Consider the following 24,754-nt stretch of genomic DNA (forward strand, 5'->3'; position numbering starts at 1 on the left):
TTGAAACCCCAAGAGGTGTACGTGGAAATTCAACTCCTGAAGAAGCATGGTTTAAGCCTTCGGCAGATCGCCGCCGAGGTAGGCTGCGCAGTAAACACGGTGCGCCGGCATCTGGCCCTGGAGGCCGTGCCGAAGTACGAACGCAAAGTCAAACGCCAGACGAAGCTGGCGCAGTTCGAGCAGTACCTGAGGGATCGGCAGCAAGCCGCTCAGCCCGACGTGATTCCGGCCACCGTGCTGTACCGCGAGATTGCCGCGCGCGGCTACGAGGGTGGGATGAGCCAGTTGAGGGCCTTCATGCGCACCTTGCGCCCGGCGCCTCCCGCTGACCCGGTGGTGCGTTTCGAGACGGCGATGGGCGAGCAGTTGCAGGTGGACTGGGTCGAATTCCGTAAAGGCAGCGCGCCACTGCACGCGTTCTGCGCCACGCTCGGCTTTAGCCGGGCCAGCTACGTGGAATTCGTCAGCAACATGAAGGTGGAAACCCTGATCGCCTGCCACGAGCGCGCGTTTGCGGCGTTCGGTGGCGTGACGCGGCGGGCCCTGTACGACAACATGAAGACGGTAGTACTGGAGCGCGATGCGTATGGCGAGGGCGAGCACCGCTTCCACGCTGGCTTCCTGGACTACGCCAGGCATAGCGGTTTCGTGATCAAGCTGTGCCAGCCGTACCGGGCCAAGACCAAGGGGAAAGTCGAACGCTTCAACGGCTACCTGCGCCGTTCGTTTTATGTGCCGCTGGTGAGCCGGCTGGCACAGAGCGGCCAGAAGCTCGACGTCGTGACGGCCAACGTGGAAGTGGCCCACTGGCTGCGCGAGGTGGCCAATGCGCGCATCCACGGCACCACCGGGGAGGCGCCAGCCGAAGCATTGAAGCGAGAGGCGCAGCACCTGCAACCGTTGCCGGCGCCATGGCGGGCGGACATCGCGGCAGCCAGGCCGCAACCGAGTACCGCAGCACCTGCGGTGCCGCGGCCGGCGGCGGTGGTGGAGCGAATCGCGCAACCGTCTCCAGTACAGCACCCGCTGCAGGTGTACGACGCGCTGCTGGTGCGGGTTACTGAAGGGGTGGCGGCATGAACCTGCAGCATGAGCGTATCGCGGCGTTGTGCGAGAGCCTGAACCTGCCGTTCGTGGCACAGGGTTACGGCGCCGCAACCCAGAAGGCGGCGAAGCAGGAGATGGCCTACAGCGACTTCCTGGAGGGGCTGCTGAGGGAGGAAGCCGCCGGGCGCAACGTGCGTAAGCAAAGCACGATGACCAGGTTGGCCGGGTTCCCGGTGGTGAAGACGCTGGAAGAGTTCAACTACGATTTCGCCAAAGGCGTGAAGCGCAGCCAGGTCGAGGAGCTGGCCGGCCTGGGATTCGTGGAGCGGCATGAGAACGTGGTGCTGGTGGGGCCGAGCGGAGTAGGCAAAACGCACCTGGCAATGGCATTGGGCTACAAGGCCACGCAGGCTGGCATCAAGACGCGCTTCACGACTGCGGCCGACCTGATGCTGGCTTTGACGACAGCGCATACCCAGAACAATCTGAAAGCGGTGATGCACCGCGCAATCAAGGCGTACCGGCTTTTGATCATCGACGAGATCGGCTACCTGCCGATGAACCGGGAGCAGGCCAACCTGTTCTTTCAGGTGATTGCGGCGCTGTACGAACGCAGCAGCCTGATCGTGACCAGCAACCTGCCGTTCGGGCAATGGGATACGACCTTCGCGCAGGATACGACGCTGACCGCGGCCTTGCTCGACCGGCTGCTGCACCATGCGCACATCGTGCCGATTGCAGGTGAAAGCTACCGGCTGAAGCACCAGCGTCAGGCTGGCATGATGAGGGGAAGTGATGTTGCAGAAATGGGCTGAACACGCACTGTGTTCGGTGACGGCGGTGTATCAGTTTTAAATCGCTGGCACGACGAAATCTGTATCAGTTTTCAATCGCCGTTGACAAAAATTCTAGGCTTCGCGTTATGGATGGCCCAGAAAGGCGAGGTAAGACGTGCGGTGGCGAAGACGGCGCTGGAGGTGTTTCCGCAAAAGATTCGGCAACTCACTCGCAGTCTGGTAGACGCAGCATTGCGCAAGTGATCGAGAGGCTACGCGGCTACGTACTAGGGTGGAAAGCATATTTCGTATTGGCTCAGACTTCTGGCGTTCTTCGTACTCTGGACGAGTGGATGCGTCACCGACTTCACGCCCTTCATCTCTAGCAATGGACGCGTGGCTCTACGATATGCCGGGAACTGTTGAAGCTAGGAGCAAAGCCTTAAGTCGCGGTGCTGGTGGGAAGGAACAGCCGCCGCTGGTGGCGTAACAGTCGCTTGGCTCTGAACAACGTGCTGACGATTGCCTACTTCGACCGCCTTGGCATGCCTCGCCTCACTTAACCTCAACTGCTCGAACCGCCCGGTGCGGACCCGCATGCCGGGTGTTGTGGGAGGGGATCGATCAGCATGCTGCCTATCCCGATTCGAAACTAAATCCGACAGTTTTCATGTCCGCGGCAGTTTGAGTCACGACCCCGGTGGCATTTCCTCCGAAAGTACTGTGGATGTAGAGCAACCATATAGTGGTAAGAGTGGCAATGATTTGTGACGAATATCACAAATTTTAGCTGAGTTCGGGCATAATACGTTCGATGAGCAATCTTCATCCTTGGGATGATTGCGCAAGCAGGTTGTGATTGACTCTTATCGTCAAGACGGCGTTCACCTATGAAAAAATTGATCAACGAAAAAAACGAAATCCAACGAGCGTTGCTTACGTTCAAGAACACCTTTTGGACTGTCGGTGTCTTCAGCGCCATCATTAACATCCTGATGCTGACGCCTTCTATTTACATGCTGCAGGTCTATGACCGTGTGCTTGCCAGCCGTAACGAAATCACGCTCCTGATGCTCACGCTCTTAATGCTGGGCGCATTTCTGTTCATCGGCGCGCTTGAGGTCGTGCGCTCGTTCGTTCTGGTACGGGTTGGCGCCAAGTTCGATATGGTGCTCAACAAGCGCATCTATACTGCTGCGTTCGAGCAAAATCTTAAGCTCTCCGGCGGTAACGCTGGTCAGGCACTGAGCGACCTGACGAGTTTGCGCCAGTTTCTTACTGGGAATGCGCTGTTCGCCTTCTTTGATGCGCCATGGTTTCCGATCTATCTGGCCGTCATCTTCCTGTTTGAACCGTCGCTTGGCTTTTTCGCGCTCGGCGGTACCGTAATTTTGGTCATCCTGGCCATCGTCAACGAACGCATCACGCGCGAGCCGCTGGGTGAAGCCAACACGATGGCCATCAGCGCCAGCACGATGGCTACTAACAACCTGCGCAATGCCGAGGTGATCGAATCGATGGGGATGCTTCCAAATCTGATCGGTCGTTGGTTCAAGACCCATGGCAAATTCCTATCGCTGCAAGCTGATGCTAGCCAGAAGGCCGGTGTCATCGGTGCAACGACTAAGTTCGTGCAGACTGCGCTAACGTCTCTGGTGCTCGGTTTCGGCGCGCTGCTGGTGCTCGAGAATAAGATTACCCCAGGTATGATGATCGCTGCATCGATTTTGCTCGGACGCACTCTGCAGCCAGTGCAGCAAGTCATTGGTGTATGGAAGAGTTGGAGTAGCACCCGTAGTGCGTACGATCGACTGACGCGCCTGCTTGAGTCAAACCCAATTCGTCCGTCTGGCATGGCGCTGCCGAAGCCGCAGGGTGCGTTGAGCGTGGAAGGGGTGACTGCCGCTCCTCCCGGTGTGAACTCTCCAGTCGTTCGCAGTGTTAGCTTCAGTATTTCTCCGGGTGAGGTCCTGGGCGTGGTCGGGCCAAGCGGTTCGGGCAAGTCGACGCTGGCCCGACTGCTTGTCGGTGTGTGGCCGACTATGATGGGGAAAGTGCGTCTTGATGGGGCTGACATCTACCAGTGGAACAAGGCTGAGCTTGGTCCGAATATTGGCTATCTTCCGCAATCAATCGAGCTATTCAGCGGCACTGTTAGCGAGAATATCGCCCGCTTTGGTGCAGTTGATTCAGAGAAAGTTGTACTGGCGTCCAAACGGGCCGGTGTGCATGAAATGATTCTTCGTCTTCCCAAGGGCTACGACACGCAGTTGGGCGACGGTGGAGCCGGCCTGTCTGGCGGTCAAAAACAGCGCTTGGGACTGGCGCGCGCCATGTATGACGACCCCGCGCTTATCGTCCTCGACGAGCCAAATTCGAACTTGGATGAGGCGGGTGAGCATGCTTTGGTTAATGCTGTGATGGACCTGCGTACGCGGGGCAAGACGATCATATTGATCACGCACCGCCCAAGCGTGCTTGGCGTGACGACGAAGCTGCTTGTGATGAACGATGGCGCCGTGCAGGCGTTCGGACCGACCCAGCAAGTTCTCGCCGCATTGCAAGAAGCAAACAAGAAAGCCCTTGAGGCAGCGGCACAACAGCGTCTGGCCCGGGCTAGCGCCATCCCTCCTCAATCTTCGCCTGCTGCTGGTACGACGCCAGCAACCACTGGAGAAACGAACTGATGAAGCTGATAAAAAAAGAAGCGGACGACGTCATCACCCACGACGTGACGCCGCTCGAAGTAAATACCGACGCCCGTGCGTTCAGCCGGATCGGCTGGATCGTCGTCCTGCTTGGGTTTGGCGGCTTCCTGCTGTGGGCGCTGCTGGCGCCGCTTGACAAGGGCGTGCCGCTGTCGGGCACCGTGGCCACCGAATCGAACCGGCAGGCCGTGCAGCATCAGGCCGGCGGCACGGTCCAGGAGCTGCTGGTGCGTGATGGCGACGTGGTCAAGAAAGGCCAGGTGCTGGTGCGCATGAATCCCATCATCGCACGCTCTGCGTACGAAGTGACCGATGCACAGTACCTGTCGGCGCTGGCCACCGTGGCACGCCTGACGGCTGAGCGCGATGGCGCCCGTACGATCAAGTTCCCGGAAGAGCTGGAGAAGCGCCGTAACGAGCCGCGCGTGATGGAGCTGATGAGTACCCAGAACCAGCTCCTGATGTCGCGCACGAATGCGCTGCAAAGCGAACTGGCCGGCGTCGACGCCAGTATCGAAGGTCTCAAGATGCAGATCAGCGGCCTGCAGGAATCGCGCGACAGCAAGAAGGAGCAGGTCGAATTCCTGAAGGAGCAGCTGGGCGGTATGCGTGATCTGGCGAAAGAGGGCTATGTTGCCCGTAACCGCCTGCTCGACCTGGAGCGCACGTATGCCCAGCTTGGCGGCGCCATCTCGGAAGACATCGGTAATATCGGCCGCTCGCAGCGCCAGGTGATCGAGCTGACGATGCGTCGCACGCAGCGCGTCCAGGAATTCCAGAAAGAGGTACGTTCCCAGCTGACCGACTACCAGCGCGAAGTCGACGCCCAGGGTGCACGCCTGCAGGCGCAGAACTTCGAGCTGTCGAACGTCGAAGTCCGCTCGCCGGCCGACGGCACCGTGGTGGGTCTCGCGGTGTTCACCAACGGCGGCGTAGTGCCGGCCGGCTTCAAGATGATGGACATCGTTCCAAGCAATGCGCCGCTGATCGTCGACGGCCAGCTGCCGACCAATCTGGTCGACAAGGTGCATTCGGGCCTGCCGGTCGAACTGATCTTCTCGGCGTTCAATACCAACAAGACGCCGCACATTGACGGCGAGCTGCTGTACATCTCGGCCGACCGCAGCGTCGACGAGCGTACCGGTGCGCCATACTACAAAGTGCATGTGAAAGTGACGCCTGCCGGCGAGAAGAAGATCGCCGCCCACAAGATGGACATCCGCTCCGGCATGCCGGTCGAGCTGTTCGTCAAGACCGGCGAGCGCACCATGATGAGCTACCTGCTCAAGCCAATCATGGACCGCGCCCACTCGGCGCTGAGCGAGGAGTAAGCCATGGCGTCGATCAACAAGTTTCGCCTGCGTGGCCTGGCGGCAGGTACGCTGCTGGCCGCCGGTCTGGGCGGCGCCGGCAGCGCCGGCGCGGTTACCCTGGAAGAGGCGTACCAGGCCGCTCTCAAGCACGATCCGGTATTCCGCATGCGTTACTACGAGAACGAGAGCGGCAAGGAAAGTCGGATTCTCGGCCGCTCGCAGTTGCTGCCGCAGGTGTCGGCCAGCCATACGGTCAACCAGAACCGGGTGGACCGCGAGCTCATCAGGAACGGCCGCTTAGAGGAGGATTACCCGAAATACCTGAGCCGCTCCTCGGTCGTGCAGCTGCGCCAGCCTCTGTTCAATATGGACGCGATCCAGCGCTACCGCCAGGGCAAGGTGCAGAGCGCCCAGGCCCAGGAAGCCTATGAGGCGGGCGCCGACGAGGTGTCGGTGCGCCTGGTCACCACCTATATGGATGCCTTGTTCGCTGAGGACCAGCTGGCGCTCGCGCGTGCCCAGCGCGACATGCACATCGAGCAGCAGAAGGTGAACCAGTTCCTGTTCGAGAAAGGCGAGGGCACCCGCACCGATATGCTGGAAACCCAGGCCCGGCTCGACGTGGCCGAAGCCGCGCTGGTGGAAGCCCAGGACCATGTGACCGCGGCCCGCAACACGCTGGCCGGCGTGATCGGCATGGATCCGGGTACGCTCGACCAGATCGGCGCCAATTTCCGTCCTGTCACATTGGATGTCACCACGTACGAGGAGTGGCAGCAGCTGGCGCTGCGCCAGAACAATACGCTGGCGGCGGGGCGGCTGGCGGTGGAAAACTCGCGGCTCGAGATTGGCCGCAACAAGGCGGGCCACCTGCCGCGCGTCGACATGGTCGCTTCCTACGGCAAGAACCTGAGCGAGACCTTGACCGTGGCAGGCCAGGAAACGCTCAACCGCTCGATCGGCCTTCAGGTGAATATACCGATTTATTCGGGCGGCGCAATCAGCGCGCAGACGCGCCAGGCCGCGGCCAACCACGGACGTGCCCAGGCCGAACTGGACGCGCGCATTAATGAAGCCATGGTCGAACTGCGCCGTTCCTACGATCTCGTGCAAAGCAGCGGTCGCAAGATCGACGCGCTGGTCAAGGCGGTCGATTCGGGCAAGGAACTCGTCAAGGCTACCGAGCAGAGCATCAAGGGCGGGATGCGCATCAATCTCGACCTGCTCAATGCTCAGTCGCAGCTGATTACCACCCAGCGCGACCTGGCCCAGGCCCGCTATTCCTACCTCGTGGGCCTCATGCGCCTGCGCGCCGCCTCTGGCACCATGGCGCCAGACGCCGTCCGCGAAATCGGCGCTTTCTTCCGCTGATCGTCACTCCGGCCGCCCCGACTGGCGGCCGGATTCTCTGTCTCGAGCATCGACTCGGGCAAAGCAATTTCACGTAACTCGCAGCAATCATCGTTATCTCGCGCTCAAAAGACACGATTCGACGGAATCTGTTCAACTTGTGCGCCGCAAATTATTCGTTTTGAGTAATATCGAATTACTAATTATTTGCGGAGGTAACCATGGCAATTGCCGAACTCGATATCCAGGAACTGTACGTGGCGTATTTCAACCGTCCGGCCGATGTCGCCGGGCTGGAATACTGGAAGGACGCCCTCGACGCGAACTCAGATGCGCTGAATGACATGTCGCGCAACTTCTCGACGTCGCAGGAATACCGCGACACCTTTGCTGGCATGGACAACCGCGCCGTGGTCAATGAGGTCTACACGAACCTGTTCGGCCGCGCAGCCGAAGCCGCCGGGGTTGATTACTGGGCTAACCTGCTCGACAACAAGATGATCACCATCGACAACGTGGTCACCCAGATCGCCGATGGTGCCGAGGGGCAGGATGAAGTCGCCTTCATGGGTAAGATTGCCGCGGCAACCTTGTTTACCGACCGCCTGGACGAGCCGAATGAAATGGCCGCCTATAAAGGCGACGCCGCCAACGACATCGCGGCCGAATTCCTGGCCACGATCAAGGATCTGTCGTCGGCCGCCGATGCGCTCGACACCGACGTGGTCGATGCGTGGATCGACCGCATCGTGGACGCGCATGCGGCCGCCGAAACCGCGCTGGTGGGTGTGCAGACCGGCGTCGATCTGCCGGTGACATGAGGCTGGCGTGGCATCGATGCCGCGCAGTAGGAATGAAAGCCGGCGCAGTATCGCGCCGGCAACAAGGTAATCAGGCCGCCGCTTGGCCGGATGCCTGTTCGTCGGCCGCGCCCTGCGCCGACGTGCCCGCGCAATGCGGGCACGACACGCCCACGACGTAATCGGACGACAGCTGCTGGCGCGGCGTCACCACGGCGCGGCAGGCGAAGCACTGCACGGTCTCGGTCGGTTCCAGTTTCGGATTGAGCGCGGTGCGGTAGTCGAACACGAAGCAATCGCCCGTGTAGTGATCCCCACCGACTTCCTCGAAGTATTTGAGAATGCCGCCCTCGAGCTGGAACACGCGGTCGTAGCCGATCTCTTTCATGTGGATCGCGGCTTTTTCGCAGCGGATGCCGCCGGTGCAGAAGGTCACCACGGTCTTGCCGGCCAGCTCGTCCTTGTGCTCGGCCGCCACGGCCGGGAATTCGGTGAACTTGTCGATGCGGTAGTCGAGCGTGTTGTTGAACGTGCCGACATCCACCTCGAAGGCGTTGCGGGTTTCCATCATCACTACCGGCACGCCGTCGTCGTCATGGCCCTGGTCGAGCCAACGCTTGAGCGTTTTCGCTTCGACCACCGGCGCGCGGCCCAGTTCGGGCTTGATCAGCGGCATGCGCATGGTGATGATCTCTTGCTTGATCTTGACCAGCATGCGCTTGTGCGACTGCTCGGCCGACAGGCTTTCTTTCCACTGCAAGTCCGCCAGGCGCGCATCGCTGCGCACCCACGCCAGGAAACGGTCGATGTTCTCGCGGGTGCCGGACAGGAACATATTGATGCCTTCCGGGGTCAGCAGGATCGTGCCTTTCAGCGCCAGCTCGTTGCACTGCGCCTGGTATTGCGGGCGCAGCTCCTCCAATCCCTCGAGGGTGACGAATTTATAAGCAGCGATATTGACGTACTGTGGTGCGGAGGACATGGCGGAAGAGAGGAAGGAAGAGAGGAAGAACAGGGCGATATTATAAGTCAGCCGGGCGGGACGACCGCAAATACCCGACTATTTCAGGGCAGTACCGTTACAATGTTTGTCTCTGACAACGGGGTAAGGCATGCAGTCGCTGAACATCCAATACAACCCGCGGATCGACCAACTGCGCTGGCTTGCCGCCACGCTCGTGTTCCTGTTTCACTTTCACCTTGAATACCGCGGCCTGGGCGGTACTGGCCTGAGCTCGCCATGGGCGGCCCTGATCATTGAAGGGCATACCGGGGTGGGACTGTTCTTCACCTTGTCGGGCTTCCTGTTCATGCTGATCGCGCTGCACCAGCGCCAGATCGTGTATGCCGACTTCTTGCGCAACCGCATCCTGCGCATCATGCCGCTATACCTGCTGATTTTCCTGGTCGCCACCTCGATCGGGCGCGACAAGTTCCAGCCAGCCGACCTGCTATACCTGTTCGCGACCAACCTCGGCCTGGCGCCGACGTCCGGCACGCCGATCACCGGGGCGGCCTGGACCATCTCGCTCGAATTCCTGTTTTACCTGGTGTTCCCGTTCCTGGCGCGCTTCGCGATGGAGAGCGGTATCCGTTATCTGGCGGGCTGGCTGGTGCTGCTGCTGTTCTTCAAGGCGGCCGCGTTTACCGTCAACACCAACAGCACGCTGATGTATTTCAGTACCTTCGTCGGCCGCTTCGACCAGTTCATCATCGGCATGATCGCCGCCATGGTGTACGCGCGCCATGGCGCGCTGCTGCAGCGTGTCGCGCCCTTGCTGGTGCCGGCCAGTATCGCGCTGGTGATGTGGGATACGGCGCTGATGAACCGGCTGGCGAGTTTCGGCAGCGTGCCGCATTCGCCGTTCTGGATCGTGTGGTCCCTGATCGAAAGCGCGGGCTGGGCGCTCTTGATCCTTGGCTGGACCGCGTTCAGGCCGCGCCTGCCGGCGATCGTCGAGCGGGTGCTGACGCATGGCGGCAAGATCAGTTTTTCCTTCTATCTGCTGCACATGGCGCTATTGCATTTGCTGGCCACCCAGGTAGGGACGGTACGGCCGTTCGAGATCGGCTGGTCGGATGCCTTGTTCATGATCGTCGTGACCTATGCCGCGACCTGGGCGCTGGCGACCCTCAGTTACCACATCGTCGAAGAGCCGTTCTTGCGTATGCGCCGCCGCTATGGGGCGACGGCAGCGAAAACGGCTGCACAGGTAGGTTGATCCGCGCGTGCCAGCAGGCCGGCAACGCTGTTGACTTGCCTCGCTTCATCTCAATTGATGTCGGGAAATTTTACAGTATGTACAGAATGGTATTGATTAAAATCAAATAAGTTGTTGATTATTAATGAACAGGCTAGGCTGGCATTGAAATTGCTTAGGTAGGGTTGTCAAACAACTCCATCCATAACTAGGGAATGACCATGCTTCGTAATATCGCCTTTCTGACGCTCGCACTGACCACCGGTTTCGCTTCGGCTGCGCCAATCGCAGCACCGTTGTCCTTCACCTCGGATAACAACGTCGCCTACCATCAATCGCTCGGCAAGGCCGAGAAGGACAGCGTGATTGTCGGCTTCAATTTCAACTACACCGGCAAGGTGGGTGACAACAATTTCCTGGGCCTGTGGTTTGGCAATGCCAGCAACCTGACCGAGGCCTACAAGGGCCCGAGCTTCGGCTTCAAGTCGAATTGCGGCACCGACAAATGCGGCACTGACGACCTGTTCGTCCGCAGCGGTGGTACCGGCGGTACCTTCCTGAAGAACAGCAATCTGGTGGCAGGTACCGATTACTATCTGTTCGCCCACCTGTACAAGAGCGGCGCGTCGGACTATTTCGACCGCCTGGACATGTGGCTGAACCCAACCTCGTATGAAATGCAGATGCTGACCGGCGCCGATGCGAAAGCCACCGATCGCACCAACCTGAAATCGGTCGACACTATCGGTTTCCGCACTGCCTTCGTCGGCAGCGGCGTTACCCTGAACGTGAACGACCTGCGCGTGGGCGAAGTGCCGGAACCAGGCAGCGTTGCGCTGATGGGCCTGGCGCTGGCTGGCCTGGCGCTTACCCGCCGCAACAAGCGCGGCTGATTCATATTTACTTTCCGATCACGGCCGGGTGTCCCCGGTCGTTGATCGCTCAGCTTTCATGAAAGTCGCTGTCCCTGGGCAGCGGCTTTTTATTAATGAGCTGCAGAAATCTATTGCCGTCCTCGTTTTTACAGGCTGATCCGTATCATGTGGGGGTGAGCGTGCGTTAATTTGACGCCCAGCACAAAGGTGCCCAGCATTACGATTGCGTCGCGCCTGCAGGAGTTTGAGACAGCGATTCCGCTTCGTGAGACAGGGGAGCCGACATAATGGAGTCATGACTGCCGGGCGTCAGTCGCGAAACGCACGATCGAACCGGCGCGGAAAAAATCAGGGCCGGGTCCTGTCATAACAGGACCCGGCCCCTCTTGATGCAGGCCGGCCAACGTGCTCGGCCAGCCGTCGACCAGCCGCTACCGGCAGGGACGTATTGCCCTGCCAGCGGCGCGCCTTACAGCGTGAATTCCCAATCGGTTTTCGCGTTGTACTGCCCGGTCAGTTCGGTCGATTCCATGAACCCCGAGACGACGTTTTCCATCGACATGCCGCCTTCCAGCTGCGACATCCAGTAATCGTGTCCTGCCTGGTCGGCATCGCGATTCAGGATGGCGCGGTACAGCATGTCGACTTGTTCCTTCTGTCCCAGGCTGGAGAACTGCACGCCCTGCTTGGCAGTGAACTCTTCCGATTCGAGCATGAACAGAGCCACCCGGCCCGACGTGACGCTGCCGGCATCCAGGTTGGCAGCCCAGAACTGGAAGCCGCCGAGGTCGGCTTGACGGTCGAGGATCTCGCCATAAGCGGTAGCCAGCATGCTCATGTTCACCGAATTCTCGACGGTGTAGGTCTGGTCGCTGAAGCGAATCGTCTCCACATTGACCAGCGTGTCGATATCGTCGATCCGATCGAGCGATCGTACGATCGTCTTGCCGTTGTCGCGGGTAATGCTGTAGCGGTCCATATTGCCTTCATAGACTGCAACGTCATTGTCCTTGCCGCCATGCAGGATATCGAGTCCGGCGCCGCCGAACAGTACATCGTCGCCGGCATTACCGAAGATCATGTCGCTGCCGCCGCCGCTGCCGATCGTATCGTCGCCATCGCCACCGTACAGAAAGTCGTCGCCGGCGCCGAGCATGATGTCCTGCGAGCCTGCGCCGCCGTACACGATGTTCGCGCCTTCACCGCCGCGGATCTTGATGCCGTCTCCGATGACAACGGCGAAGTCGACGTTCTGCAGGTTGAGCGTGGAGCCGGGCTTGAGGCTGGACGCATCGATCACGATGCCTTCGAGCTTGTCGCCGGTGGCGACACTCTGCGAATTGTTGGCAGCGCCGTCCACCGTGACCACGGCTGGCGCGGTGCCGGTGCCGGCATCGTTCAACACGATCTTGTTCACCCACAGCGTGGACGAAGCCGGGCGGGTATCCAGGAAGTTCTGTCCGCCGGAGACCATGCCCTCCAGTAGGCTGTCGGCATCGCTTACGGTGGTCTTGATCAGCTGGATCAGGTCGAGCGAACCCGGCGTCCCCACTGGCGTGCGGGCGCCAACCGAGGTCAGGCCCACACCCTCCGACAGCGATACCGTCGTACTGCTGGCGCTCGTGCCACCCGCTTCATACAGCAGGGGCAGGACCAGCGTGCCGCCGCCATTCATGCTTGGGCTGACGGTCATCGATTTCTCGGTAGTGCCGTTCGTGTGCACGTACACGGTTTCCACGACGCGCACGGTACCGATCGAACCGGTATTGGTGGTGATCGTCTCGCCGTTGCCGCCCTTGGTGACCACCGTGGTCACGTTGGTGATCTCGCCCGGCGCGCGGCCTGGCGTGACCGGCGGGGTGACTGGCGGAGTGACCGGAGGCGTACCGCCGCCACCGCCACCGCTACCGCCGCCGACGCTCGGCGTCAGGTTGCTGACGAGCGTGGCGCCGAGGCTGGCCGCATCGTTGCCGCTGATGTCCTGCAGCGCCGCGACGTCGTTACCCGTGCTCGGGTCTGTGTAGGCGACCGTCACCACGGCGCCGTTCGACACCGCAGTGGCCAGGGTCAGCGTGACGGTCTTGGCCAGCGCATCCACGACGACCAACGTCACCGCGTTGGCACGGCCGCCGCTGACGACACTGAACGCGCCTGCTGCCGGGATATTGGTCGCATCGAGGGCCGACTGGTCGGTATAGGTCATGACCAGGCGGTTGCCGTTGACGGTGGCGAAGCCGAATGCCGGAGCGGCATCGTCCTGCGCCGACTCGTCGACGACGTCGACCAGGTTCACCGCCAGTTCGGCTTCGCTGTACGAACCTTCGTCGTTGGTCGCACGTACCTTGACGTTGTATACGTTATCGGCGCCCGCGTCGGTTGGGCGTTCGTAGTCCGGCGCCTGGGCGAAGCGCAGCGCACCGGTGGTCGGATTGATGACGAACTTTTCCGCATCCGGGCCGCCGCTGATGCTGTAGGTGACCGGACGGCCATGCGGATCGGTTGCCGCCATCACCGTGACCGCGGTGGTGTTCTCGGCTACGTAGAAGCCGGTGCCGTTCAGGATGATCGGCTTGGTGTCGTTCGTCAGCACCATGTTGACACTGCTGGTTTGCGACACGCCGCCATCGCCGTCGAGCAGCGTGAAGCCGATGCTGCGCAACGGCTGGGCCGGATTGGCATCGCTGTTGCTGAACTGTACTGCACGGATCAGCGCCTCGGTCGCAGCCGGAGTCGCCTGGTCGTTAAGCGTGATCACCAGGTCGTTGGCGCCGCTGCCGCCGGCGACGGTGCCGATGACGACGCCGCCGAAGGTGACATTGCTGCCGCTGGTGCCGATCTGGCCGGCGCCGGTACCCGCATTGTGCAGGCTCAGGACGTCCTTGGCGGCGTCGTTGTGCGACTGGATGCTCACCCGCAGCTGGCCTCCGTCGAAGTTGGTCGAGTCGCTGTCGGAAACAGTGACGACACCGTTCTTGTCGATCGGTTTCGCGCCCGAATCGGCTGGATAGCCGACCGTGGCGCCATCCAGGCCAACCAGCACAGGCGCATCGTTTACCGGCGTGCGGTTGACATTCACCGTGACCGGCCCCGAGCTGGCGCTGCCGTCGCTGACGCTGATGCCGAAGCTGTCGCCATCTTCGCTGCCGTCATGCTGGTAACGCACGCGGCCGCCAACCAGGTCGGCATGGCTGAAGCTGTCGTTGGCGGCAAGCTCTTCACCGCTGTCGAGTACGCCATCACCGTCACGGTCGATGAACAGGACGCCAGCGCTCGGTGCGCTAGCGAGCTGGTAGGTCAGGCTCGACAGTGGGGAGTCGGGATCGACCGCCTCGAACTGGGTCGTGGTCATGGTCAGCGAACCGCCTTCCAGCACCGTGATGCCAGGGCTCGACAGGGTAGGCGCGGTATCGACCGCATGGACCGTTACGTTGCTCGTGAGGTCGAGCGCGGCCTTGTCCTGGCCGCCATGCAGCGTGCCGCTGTTGTCGCTCAGCTCGGTCAGCGTGATTTCACGCTTGCCTTCGCTCGGATTGGCGCTGATGTTCTGGTAGCGCAGGTTGTTCACCAGCTCTAGCAGATCGGCTTCGACGATGCCACCAGTCGCGCTCAGGCGCACTGTTGCGGTGCCGCCGGAGACGCTCACGCTGTAGCTCGTGGCCACGCCATCGACGTCGCCCAGCGAGCCCGAGGCGACCGCGCCCGAGAGCTCGACCACCCGGCCGTTGATCACCAGTTGCTCGTCCGCGCCATCGCGCAGATGGGCTACGGTCAGCGTCAGGCCGGTCACGCGCTGGCCCGCTTCGATTCCTGCTGCTGCTGCCGAATCGAACAGTGGGGCCGGGGCGCCGCCTTCGGTGAAGGCCGGATTGCGGGCGCTCACCGTCAGGGTCGGCGCATCGTTGACCGGCGTGATATCGAAGACCAGGCTTCCTGCCGGGCTGGAGACGATGCCATCGCTGACGCTGATCTCCAGGCCGTCGGTGGCGCCTTCGCTGCCATCGTGCGCGTATTTGATGCGTCCCGCCACCAGGTCGGCCTGGGTGAAGGTCATGCCTTTCTTCAGGATTTCGCCGGTGTTCACCAGGTCATTGCGATTGATGTCGCGGAACAGCACGCCATGGGCTGGGGCTTCTTCAAGCCTGAACAGCAGGCTGCCGCCGGATTGCTCGCTGTCGGTCGCCGACAGGTCGGCCACCTTCAGCGTCGCGACGCCGCCTTCGAATACGCTGGTCGCGGGGCCAACCTTGAGTTCAGGTGCGTGGTTGTCGCTCACCGGCGTGACGGTTCCGCCAATGTCGGTGAGATCGACCACCGTCTTGACCGGCGGCGTGGCGCCGCTGGCCTCGGTCTGGCTTGTCAGGGTGACTTCACGCGGGGCGCCTGTCGGCGGCACCGCGTTGTTGACGTAGGTGGCGTTCCTGACGATCGTCTCGGCTTCGCTCTCGCTGAAGCCCGGCAGCTTGCTGTCGGTGACCTTGATGGTCGCCTTGCCTTCGGCATCGACGGTGACCGTATAGACGATATCGCCGTCGGTCGCGGTATAGCCATCCTTCAGCGGCAAGTCGCGGCCATTGACCTTGAAAACTTCCTTGTCGCCATCAAGGACTGGGCTGACGTTGAAGGTCAGGGTCTCGATCGTGTTGCCTGCGGCGGGGGCCGGCAGATCGGCGCCGGTGAACGGGGCCGAGGTCGGGTTGATCGTGATCGAGCCGTCGAAGGCGACCGGATGGGTGCCGGTCGGGGTCCCATCCTTGTCGATCGTGGTTACCTCGAGATGCACCGGGCGGACGCCGGGGGTCGGCGGTACTGCGTTGTTGGTGTAGCGCACGTCGGCGATGATGTCCTCGGCCTGCTCGGCGCTGAAGCCGGGCGGGTTGGGGGCGGTCATGGACACGGTCACCTTGCCATCCGGAGCGACGCTGACGGTGTATTCGATGCCGCCGACCGTCCTGGTGCCTGGCACCAGGGGCAGGTCGACGCCATTCAGGGTCAGCACTTCATCTTCGCCGTCTTCGACATCGCCGATAGTGAAGGTCAGCGTACCGACGCTATCGTCCGGCCTGGTGTTGACATCGACGCCGGCGAACAGCGGACTGCGGCCGTCGGTCGATGGCGTATTGGTGCCACCGCCTTCCACGCCGACATCGCGTGGCGCGGCGCCGATATCGAATCGGAACGTCGCTTCCGGCAAGGTGGTCTTGGCGTCGCCCGCGGTGAACTTGAAGGATGCGCTGGTGTCGGGTTCGCCGTCATGCATGTACTTGATGCGACCGTCAATGATGTCCTGCTGGGTGAAGCGCGCACCCTCGCCGAGCACTTCGGATGCATCGACCTTGCCGTTGCCGTTCAGGTCACGGAACAGCACGCCGTTGGCTGGTGCGGTCGTGATGGTGTATTTCAACGCCGCAGGGTTGCTGTCGCTATCGACCAGCGACAGGTGGCTCGTAGCGAGGGTCACGACGCCGCCATTGGCAACGCTCGCGATGGTGTTGGCGCCCATGGTCGGTGCGCTGTCGAATGCTTCGATCGCCACGCTGCTCGAAATATTGAGCTTGGTGGTGTTAATGCCACCATTGGCGGTGCCGCCATCATCCTTGACCTGGGTCAGTGTGACAGTGCGTGCGGTGCCGGTTGGCGCGTTGCTGGAATTGCGGTACGCGATGTTGTCGAGCAGGGCGGTCCATTCCGACGCGCTGGCGCCGACCTTGGAAACCACGACGGTGGCGACGCCTTTATCGACGATGACCGAGTAGCCGAAGCTGCCGTTGGCGGTCGTGCCGGATCCTTCGACCAGGGCGATCTCACGATTGTCGATGCGGATCTTCTCGGCATTAACGTCGGCCAGGCCGGCCACGGTGAATTGCACTTCGGTGACATGCTGGGCGTTCTCGACCGGGTTGACCGACACGCCATGGAACAGCGCTGCCCAGCCGCCCTGGAGCGGATCGGTAGCGTTCTCGGTGAAGGTCGGGTTGCTGGCCACGGCCGACAGCGTCGGCGCGTCGTTGACCGGAGTGATGGTCAGGTCGAACTTGCCGGTCGGCGCCTTGACCCCGTTCTCCATACCGTCCCGGACCTCGAAGCCGAAGCTGTCGATGCCGTATGGCGTGGCGCTGCCGCCGATGGTATCGGCCTGCGCATACTTGATGATGCCGGCGTCAAGTTCACCCTGGGTGAACCTGGCGCCGGTCGCCACCGTTTCACCGGCGTCGACCTGGTTGTTGTTGTTCAGGTCGCGGAACAGCGTGCCCTTGGTCGGCGCGCTGTTGACTACGTAGTCGAGCGTGGCGGCCGCGTCGTCGACATCGGTGCTGGCCAGCTGCGCGGTGCTGAGCGTGACGATGCCGCCTTCAAGCACGGTGGCGCCGGTATTCGTGGCGATGACCGGAGCGTCGTTGACCGGGATCACGTTGATGGTGGCCTTCGCATCGACACCGGTATTGTCGTCCTGGTCGGTCACAGCGACGTTCACGATGCGCGGCGTCACGCCCGGGTTTTCCGAGCTGTTCTGATATTGCACGCCGCGCAGGCCGAGCTGGTAGTAAGTGGCGTCGCGGTCGCCGCTGAAGGTAACCGTATGATTATCCGGCGAGATCGTGGTGGTGATGCCGAGCGCCTTCAGGTTGTCCTTCAATGCCTGGGCGACGAACAGCTTTTCGGCGCTGCCATCGACCGGATTGGTCAGCGTGACAACGACCGATTTCAGGTTGCCGTCCTGGTCGGTGATGCTGGCTTCGGAGGTGGCGATCGCCACGCCGGCCTGGCCTTCGGTGAAGGTCGTGGCGCGGTCGCGGCCATTCGATGTGTTGCCGTCCAGGTCGACCACCGGGGTCCAAGGGGTCTTGATGGTGGTGGTGGCGGCCAGTGGCGCGGAATTGATCGCGCTGGTGACCAAAGCGCCATCGAGGTAGAAGCCCAGGGCCGAGGTAGGGCTCAGGTCCTTCAGCGGACCGCTGGCGACAAAGTGCTTGCCGTCCAGCACGGCCGCCACGGTATAGCCGCTGTCGGCGCCATCGACATGGATCTTCTGGCCCACGGCGATCAGCTTGTTGTCGGCCGCAGTGGTGAAGGAACCGGTATTCGATTCCAGGCCGGAGGTGACGGCAACGGCGCTGGTGTGGAACGACAGCGCGGCATCGGCCGCCAGCGTGAGTTCACCGCTGGCGGTGATCAGGGAGCCGGCGATGGCCGTCACGGTCAGGCCGGTGTCGGCGCCATCCACGTGGATGCGCTGGCCGATTGCGATTGCCTCGTTCAGTTCCACGGTCGAGAACTGGTTGACGGCCGCGGCGTCCGCAGCGGCCGTTGCCTTGGTCGCGAACGACAGGGCGGTGGCCGTTGCCAGGCCTTCGATCAGCGCGCTGGTGACGAAATGCGTTCCATCGATCACCTGGGTGATGCTGGCGCCGGTGTCGACGCCGTCGAGCAGCACCGACATGCCATTGCCCAACATGCTGGATGGGGAGGCCAGGCTGACCAGCTTCGAGGTCGAGATGTCGGTCACCGAGATGGTGATGGTACGGTCGCCCGCGAACGCATTCGGGTTCGCATTGTCATAACGCACCGTCTTGAGCGCATTCTGGTAATCGGCCATGGTGCCGGTGCCGCTCAGGACGACGGTCGTGGTGCCGTTGCCGCTGATGGTGATCGGGCCCTTGCTGCCGTTGTAGGAGTTGCCGGCGGTCGAGGACAGCGTTTCGTGGGTGGTGCCGAAATCATTGTCCCATGCGCCGCCCGTGATGGCGACACGCGCGCCGGCCATCAGTGCGCCGGCATCGACGTCGGTGATGGTGACGTCGGTGTCGACCACGGCTACCGACTCGCCGCGAGGACGGAAGGTCGTGATGAAATCATTGCCTTCGGCTTTCGAGGAATTGTCGCCGTCCAGGTCCAGTACCGCCGCGTCGTTGGTGGCGGTAATATCGACCTTGATCGGGCTGCCCATCGGCTTGTAGCCCGAACCGTCGTTGGCCATGATGGCGATGGTGGCGGCAGCGTCGCCATTGGCGTTCGGCGCGCTGGTGTAGAACGCATTGCCCGCGACTTTGAGCCAGGCATTGACTTCGCCGAGCGTACCGGTCAGGGTCAGCACGCTGCTGTCGTTGCCGCTCACGACGACACCCGCATTGGAGATGCCCGAAAGTTTGCCGGCGCTGGCCACGAGCTGCACCGAGAACGATTCGCCGCCGTCCACATCGGACAGGTTGAACATGCTCGGCATGGCGAAACCGGTCTTCAGGTCTTCCACGGCGACGATGTTTTCCGGGGCGAAGATCACGGTCGGCGCATCGTTGGCGCCATTGATGGTGACGGTCAGGACGGCGTTGCCGGACAGCGCACTGCTGTCGGTCACGGTGTAATTGAAGCTTTCGCGCAGGTTCTGGCCGACGTTGAGCGCATTGACCTCGAAGTTGGTCTGGTCGACCTCATAGGTATAGCTGCCGTCGGCCTTGACCGTCAGCGTGCCGTACTGGCCGGTGATGACAAAGCCTGCTGCGCCGCTTTCCGCACTCTCGCCCAGGCCCGCCACCGCACCGGAGCGCACGGCAGTCACGCTGAGCGTGTCATCCTTGTTGGCATCGGTATCGTTGGCGAGCAGGTTACCTTTCGCATTGTCGCCACCTTCCTTGTTGTCGGTACCTCCGGCTTCGAAGGCAGTGGCAACGTCGTTCGCGCCCACCGGCGCGACCATGCCCAGCTCGAGTTGCTTGGTCGGCGCGCTGAAGATGTTTTCCGCGCTGACTTCATCGTCCGAGTAGTTGACATTGACCCGCACGTACTTGCCGCCATCCTCGTTACGCAGCGTATAGGCACTATAGGTCGCGCCGGGAATATCGACGAAGGTGTCGCCATCCGTCGATACCTGCCACTGGTAGCGTGGCTCGGCCGATGCCAGGCCGTTCTGGTCGCTGACCACGGCGGTCAGGATCTGACCAGGCGCCTGGGTGCCTGCGAGGGTCACGGTGCCATCCACGTTGAACTTCGGCACGGCGATCACGTTCGATTCCGGAGATTCGGCCACGCCGCCGTTGTCGTTGTAAAACGATACGGCGCGCACATGCTTGCCGGACTCAGTCACAGCAAGCACGAAGTTCTTGCTCGCACCGCGCGCACCGGCGATGTCGTTCCATGTAGCACCGTTATCGCTCGATACTTGCCACTGGTAGACCGGGCTGCTTGCCACGCCGTCGGCGTCGAGCGGGTCACCCGCGATCAGCACGCTGCCGATCGCGCTGGCCGTACCGGTGATCGTCAGGCTGCCTTCGCTGTTGGTGGCCGCCGCGGCGTCATCGTCGGTGGTCAGGCTCAGGGTGAAGCTGGTCGAGGCAGTGTTGCCGTCGGCAGTGCCGCTGACCACCAGGTTCAGGTAAGGGGTACCGGCCGGCGGATTGCCGCTGAAGACGCCGGTCGCCGGGCTGAAGGACAGCCACGATGGCAGCGGATCGCCGTTCGCCAGCGTTGCCGCGTAGACGATACCGGACGTGGTCGCGCTACCGTCCGCGGCGCCGTCCGGGTCGCTGAACAGCGCCTTTCCGATATTGATGCTCCAGTTGGCGCTCGGATCGTCGACCACGACGTCGCCAAGGTGCGAGACGACCACCGGTGCGTCGTCCGGATCGGCGACGACCAGGGTGAAGGTTTGTGTCGCGTCAGATGGCGCGCCGGTGCTTTCGCTGGCGTTGACGCGCACGGAATACGAGCCGGCCGCGCCGGCCGGTGGATTGCCGCTGAACGTGGCCGTGCTTGGATCGAACTTGAGCCAGGCCGGCAGATCGTCGCCGTTGCCGAGGGTTGCGCTCAGGGTGAGCGCGCCGCCGTCGGCGAAGGCGAACGCGTTGCTGGGCAGGTGATAGCTGTGCTGGCCGGCGCCGGTCCAGCTGACGCTGCCCAGCGCACCGGCGGCGCTGAGGCCGTCGTCCAGGTCGTTGGCCAGGGTCAGATCGAACGAGGCGGTTGCCGTATTGCCTTGGGTATCCGTCGCCGTAATGGTGATCGTGCCGGTCGGCAAGGCATCGCCGTTGCCGGAGAAAGTCAGCGTGGCCGGGTCGAAGCTCAGGGCCGCGGTCCCATCGGCGGCCAGGTCGGCTCCGTCGATCGTGGCGGTATACGACAAGTCGTCGCCATCGCTATCAATGAAGGTGTCCTTGGCCAGGGTGTGGGTCCAGCCGGCGCCGTCGGCGATCTTGTCGACCTTGACGTCGTTGCCGTCAAATGCATCGGCGGCAATAGCCGCCTTGTTGCCGTTCGAGTTGGCGGTGTAGACGACCTTGCCCGGGTTGGCGGTGGTGGTCGCGACGTTCCAGTTGTCGGTTTCACCGGCGGCGGCGACTTCTTCGGCCACCTCGGCGGCCGTAAGGCCGCTGCCGGCAGTGACGGTGACGCCGTCGAACACGAGGGTACTGCCGCCCAGTCCGCCCGAATACACGACTTCGAACACTTCGGCCTTGCCCGGAGTGCCGTCGCCGCCATTGACGTTGTTTGAGATATTGATGGAGGGATTTTTGTCGATGTAGTTACCAGTGAACTCGCCCTTGACGACGTTATCTTGATTGCCACTCTCCTTGTGCGTGAACGTCACGGTGTCACCGTTGGCGGCAGCGGTCCAGTGAGTGAACGTGGTGTCTTCAAGCAGGGCGGCGATATCGGCCGCGCTGCCTTCGAGCGGGATTGGCACGGTGACGCCGTCGAACGACATCGAGTTGCCGCCATTGGCGTCGGTCAGGTTCAGGACGAAGCTTTCATGCGCGCCTTCAGCGTCCGCAGTGCCGTCGGTGACCTTGGTGACGACGGCCGTGCCGTCGAAGGTGCCGGCGCCGATCACGTCGGCGATATCGACGACCGTGCCCGGCGTCCTGGCGGTGAACACCACGGTATTGTCGGCGCCATCCTTGAGCTGCGCGACCCAATTGTCATACTCGACGCCGGCGACCGCGCTGGCCACAGTGGTGGGCTTAGCGGCGTTGCCCAAGGACACGGTCTTGCCGTCGAAGGTCACCTCGGTGCCGCCCAGTGCCGCATCGAATTCGACGCTGAACTGTTCGCGTACGGCCTGCACGGCCGCGGGCAGCGGCGCCTTGTTCAGGAACGGCGCCTGGTTACCGGTGTCGGTCAGATCCAGCTTGAAGATGTCGCTGACCGACGCCTTGCCGTCGCTGGCAGTGACCTTGATGTACAGCGTGGCGCTGTCTTCGCGCGGATCGCCGCTGAAGGTGCGGCTGGCTTCGTGGAAGTCCAGCCATCCGGGCAGGTCGCCGCCGTTCACAGGCGCGCCTTCGGCGTCGACCAGTTCGACCGTGTAGTCGAGCGGGGTGCCGTCGGCATCGACGAAGGTGTCGGCTGGCAGCTGGTAGGTCCAGCGTCCAGGGCCGGAGAAGCTCTGGTCTGCCAGGGCTGCGTTCAATACCGGCAGGTCATTGGTACCAGTCAGGGTGATGGTCAGCGCCTGAATGCTGAAAGCGCCATTCGGATCGCTGACCTTGAAGTCGAAGGTATCGGTAGCAATCTTGCCTTCGCCGAGGGCATTGATGGCGGTGAAGTTGGTCGGTGCGTAAGTCCATTCGCCGCTTGCCGAATCGAGGACCAGGGTGCCATAGAAGCCGACCTTGGTCACAGTGGTGGCGGTGGTGGTGGCGCCGCGGATGCCAAAGACGAGGTCGGTGGCGTCGTGATCGACGTCGCTTGCGGTCAGCTTGCCATTGAGGGCCCAGAGGCAAGCTCGACCTGGCTTGGCACCAGGGCCGAGTCGAACGCTGCGGTTTCGGTCAGCGACGCCGCGCCGGCATCGCTGGTGAACACCGGCTTGTCGTTGACCGAGATGATTGCGGTGTCGATGTTGACGGGGTGGGAGCCTACGCCCGAGGTCGCTGCATCGGTGGTGCTGTCGAAGGTCACACGGGTATTGCCGTCGCTGAAGCCGCCGCCATAGGCATTGTCCACTGGCAAGACTTCCAGAGGAGCCGGCGTGCCGTGCCAGTCGGCTTCCGCTTCGAAACGCAGTTTGGCGCTGGCGGGAAGCACGAGTCCGGCGACATCGCTGACAGCGCCGACCGCATGCCAGGTGGTGCCATTATCAATGCTGTAGGTCCATTTGCCGTGGGCTGGATCCGCGTCATTGCCGATCACGACGACGCCGCCCAGGCTGGCGCCTGCGTCGACATCGCGGAAGCTTGGCGCCAGCATGGCGTCGATGGTCAAGCCGCGGGCGTCGATCGCGTCTTCAAGTACAGGCGTCAGTGTAGCGCCGGCCTTGAATGCAGGTGTGTCGTTGACCGGCGTAATGGTCACGGTAGCCTGGACCGGGGTCGCCGAGATGGCGCCCTCGGCATCCCTTGCCACGACCGTGAAGGCGTTGAGAACGCCATTGGCGTTCGCTGCCGGGGTCCAGAAGGCGTTGTTGTTGGCGTCGATGACATCGTTGCTGTTGACGGCCCAGGCTTTCGCCGTTTCGATAGTGGCGCCGATCAGGAGGGTGCCGCTGGTGATCGCCTTGACGACGAAGGCCGGCACGCTGCCGGCCGAGTCGTCGGCGTTCTTGTCGGCTTCGTTGCCGCGCGCGAGAAGGTCGGCGTAGGTGATCTTGACCTGGCTGTCTTCGTCGCCGGTGGTCAGCGCTGCATCGAAGGCGGTAAAGGTCGGGGCCGGATTGGAGGCCGGCACGGTGGCGATGACTTCCTTGATCTGGGCCGGGCTGGCGACAAACACGTAGGCGAAGTTGAAGCTCTTCGATTGGCCGGCGGGGATGTTGCCGAGATTGAAGCCGATATTGATGGTGTTGTCGCCCACGCCGTCGTTCTTGCCCGAGAGGGCGTCATCCGGGTCGAGCGACCAGCTGCGGGTGACGCTGGTGTTGTGCGCCATCGGGTCATTGGTGTAAAAGCCGATGATGCGATGACTGATCGGGCCTTCCGACAGGACGAGGTCGTTATTGCTGACGCCAGTCGTACCTTGAGTATTGTTGGTCGACGTGGTGCCCAGTGGCGAATCGACGTCCGGGTCGATGCCGCGCGAGTACTTGACGTTGTTAATAGTGGCGCCGGTCGTGTTCTTCACCGTGACCGACATGTTGATGATGGTGTCATCTGCGTCGACGCTATAGACCTGGGTGATCTCCAGGCCGTTGACGGTCGATACGGCAGTGATGCTGCCATACGTCTTGCCGTCGGCCTTGATCAGCGACTGGGAGACTTTGGTCGGAATCGACGGGTACATGAACGATTCGTTCTGGTTCGAATGCACGGTCGAGCCGATCTTGATACTGAACGATTCACGCGGGGAGCCTGGCGTCAGGAAGTCGGCGTTCTTTGGGTAGTTAAATTTTCCAGTCGCATCGTAGAAGATGCCCGGCGTTTGGTTGCTGCCATAGCCAAGCGTACCTGCATCGCTGAAACCAAATTTAATGAAACCGTTATCGATAATTCCGGAAGCCATTCTCTGTCCTGTGAAGTTTAAATCGGAAATTGGTGAATTTTGCAATTTCTCATGCCGGCAAATGATGTTTGAACAGCATCAAGTAGGCCAAATTCATGTCATGCACCGAGTGAATTTCTCGTGCTGAATAGAAACATCTTGAACAGTGTAGCAAGACAGCTCCTTGCTTCCCAGTAAAAATACTCTGTGGCAAGCCGCAAAGCCGATAAAAACAACAGAAACGATCCAAATCCCCTATTTAATTGTCTAGTAACTA

The 24,754-nt window shown here is 61.9% G+C and carries 12 protein-coding genes; 9 read left to right on the forward strand and 3 right to left on the reverse strand.

From position 1 onward, the window contains the following. From istA to FVD38_RS18385, 7 genes are all read left to right on the forward strand, one after another. A complete protein-coding gene (gene istA, locus FVD38_RS18355; protein ID WP_147936157.1) occupies positions 1–1,080 on the forward strand; it encodes an IS21 family transposase in 1,080 nt (359 codons plus the stop codon). After that, positions 1,077–1,862, forward strand: a complete 786-nt coding sequence (istB, locus tag FVD38_RS18360) for an IS21-like element helper ATPase IstB (protein WP_147936158.1) — start codon at positions 1,077–1,079, stop codon at positions 1,860–1,862. Before istA ends, istB begins: the two co-directional genes overlap by 4 nt. A 107-nt stretch (positions 1,863–1,969) precedes the next feature. Continuing rightward, a complete protein-coding gene (locus FVD38_RS26945; protein WP_229493803.1) occupies positions 1,970–2,209 on the forward strand; it encodes a group II intron maturase-specific domain-containing protein in 240 nt (79 codons plus the stop codon). 504 nt (positions 2,210–2,713) lie between these two features. Next, a complete protein-coding gene (locus FVD38_RS18370; protein WP_147936159.1) occupies positions 2,714–4,510 on the forward strand; it encodes a type I secretion system permease/ATPase in 1,797 nt (598 codons plus the stop codon). Beyond that, positions 4,510–5,862 carry an HlyD family type I secretion periplasmic adaptor subunit gene (locus tag FVD38_RS18375; RefSeq protein ID WP_147936160.1) on the forward strand — a complete coding sequence of 451 codons (1,353 nt, stop codon included), beginning with the start codon at positions 4,510–4,512 and terminating at the stop codon, positions 5,860–5,862. The genes FVD38_RS18370 and FVD38_RS18375 overlap by 1 nt, the downstream gene beginning before the upstream one ends. A 3-nt stretch (positions 5,863–5,865) precedes the next feature. Then, the gene (locus FVD38_RS18380) at positions 5,866–7,215 is read left to right on the forward strand and encodes a TolC family outer membrane protein (RefSeq protein ID WP_147936161.1); all 1,350 of its coding nucleotides are present in this window, start codon (positions 5,866–5,868) and stop codon (positions 7,213–7,215) included. Positions 7,216–7,415: 200 nt separating this feature from the next. Next, a complete protein-coding gene (locus FVD38_RS18385; protein ID WP_147936162.1) occupies positions 7,416–8,015 on the forward strand; it encodes a DUF4214 domain-containing protein in 600 nt (199 codons plus the stop codon). A 70-nt stretch (positions 8,016–8,085) separates the two neighbouring features. Here FVD38_RS18385 and FVD38_RS18390 read toward each other — a convergent pair whose 3' ends face one another. Beyond that, complete coding sequence (locus FVD38_RS18390) at positions 8,086–8,976, reverse strand: sulfurtransferase (RefSeq protein WP_147936163.1); 891 nt, start codon at positions 8,974–8,976, stop codon at positions 8,086–8,088. A gap of 130 nt (positions 8,977–9,106) precedes the next feature. On the opposite strand from FVD38_RS18390, the gene FVD38_RS18395 reads away from it, so the two are divergent. Both FVD38_RS18395 and FVD38_RS26950 read left to right on the forward strand, forming a co-directional pair. Further along, the gene (locus FVD38_RS18395; RefSeq protein ID WP_147936164.1) at positions 9,107–10,216 is read left to right on the forward strand and encodes an acyltransferase family protein; all 1,110 of its coding nucleotides are present in this window, start codon (positions 9,107–9,109) and stop codon (positions 10,214–10,216) included. Positions 10,217–10,416: 200 nt separating this feature from the next. Then, a complete protein-coding gene (locus tag FVD38_RS26950; protein WP_229493805.1) occupies positions 10,417–11,088 on the forward strand; it encodes a PEP-CTERM sorting domain-containing protein in 672 nt (223 codons plus the stop codon). 451 nt (positions 11,089–11,539) lie between these two features. Here FVD38_RS26950 and FVD38_RS18405 read toward each other — a convergent pair whose 3' ends face one another. Then, positions 11,540–22,759 carry a cadherin-like domain-containing protein gene (locus FVD38_RS18405; RefSeq protein ID WP_308617034.1) on the reverse strand — a complete coding sequence of 3,740 codons (11,220 nt, stop codon included), beginning with the start codon at positions 22,757–22,759 and terminating at the stop codon, positions 11,540–11,542. Further along, positions 22,756–24,498: a hypothetical protein gene (locus FVD38_RS18410; protein WP_147936166.1), complete on the reverse strand. Its 1,743-nt coding sequence runs from the start codon at positions 24,496–24,498 to the stop codon at positions 22,756–22,758. Before FVD38_RS18410 ends, FVD38_RS18405 begins: the two co-directional genes overlap by 4 nt. Between the last annotated feature and the right edge of the window lie 256 nt (positions 24,499–24,754).

Origin of the sequence: Massilia arenae, assembly GCF_008014745.1 — a bacterium.
GTDB lineage: Bacteria > Pseudomonadota > Gammaproteobacteria > Burkholderiales > Burkholderiaceae_D > Telluria > Telluria arenae.

Bases quoted from the DNA above. Each gene is read 5' to 3' on its own strand.
- FVD38_RS18380 (WP_147936161.1), top strand. From the start codon at position 5,866: ATGGCGTCGATCAACAAGTTTCGCCTGCGTGGCCTGGCGGCAGGTACG.
- FVD38_RS26950 (WP_229493805.1), top strand. From the start codon at position 10,417: ATGCTTCGTAATATCGCCTTTCTGACGCTCGCACTGACCACCGGTTTC.
- istB (WP_147936158.1), top strand. From the start codon at position 1,077: ATGAACCTGCAGCATGAGCGTATCGCGGCGTTGTGCGAGAGCCTGAAC.
- FVD38_RS18375 (WP_147936160.1), top strand. From the start codon at position 4,510: ATGAAGCTGATAAAAAAAGAAGCGGACGACGTCATCACCCACGACGTG.
- FVD38_RS18385 (WP_147936162.1), top strand. From the start codon at position 7,416: ATGGCAATTGCCGAACTCGATATCCAGGAACTGTACGTGGCGTATTTC.
- FVD38_RS26945 (WP_229493803.1), top strand. From the start codon at position 1,970: ATGGATGGCCCAGAAAGGCGAGGTAAGACGTGCGGTGGCGAAGACGGC.
- FVD38_RS18395 (WP_147936164.1), top strand. From the start codon at position 9,107: ATGCAGTCGCTGAACATCCAATACAACCCGCGGATCGACCAACTGCGC.
- FVD38_RS18390 (WP_147936163.1), bottom strand. From the start codon at position 8,976: ATGTCCTCCGCACCACAGTACGTCAATATCGCTGCTTATAAATTCGTC.
- FVD38_RS18370 (WP_147936159.1), top strand. From the start codon at position 2,714: ATGAAAAAATTGATCAACGAAAAAAACGAAATCCAACGAGCGTTGCTT.
- FVD38_RS18410 (WP_147936166.1), bottom strand. From the start codon at position 24,498: ATGGCTTCCGGAATTATCGATAACGGTTTCATTAAATTTGGTTTCAGC.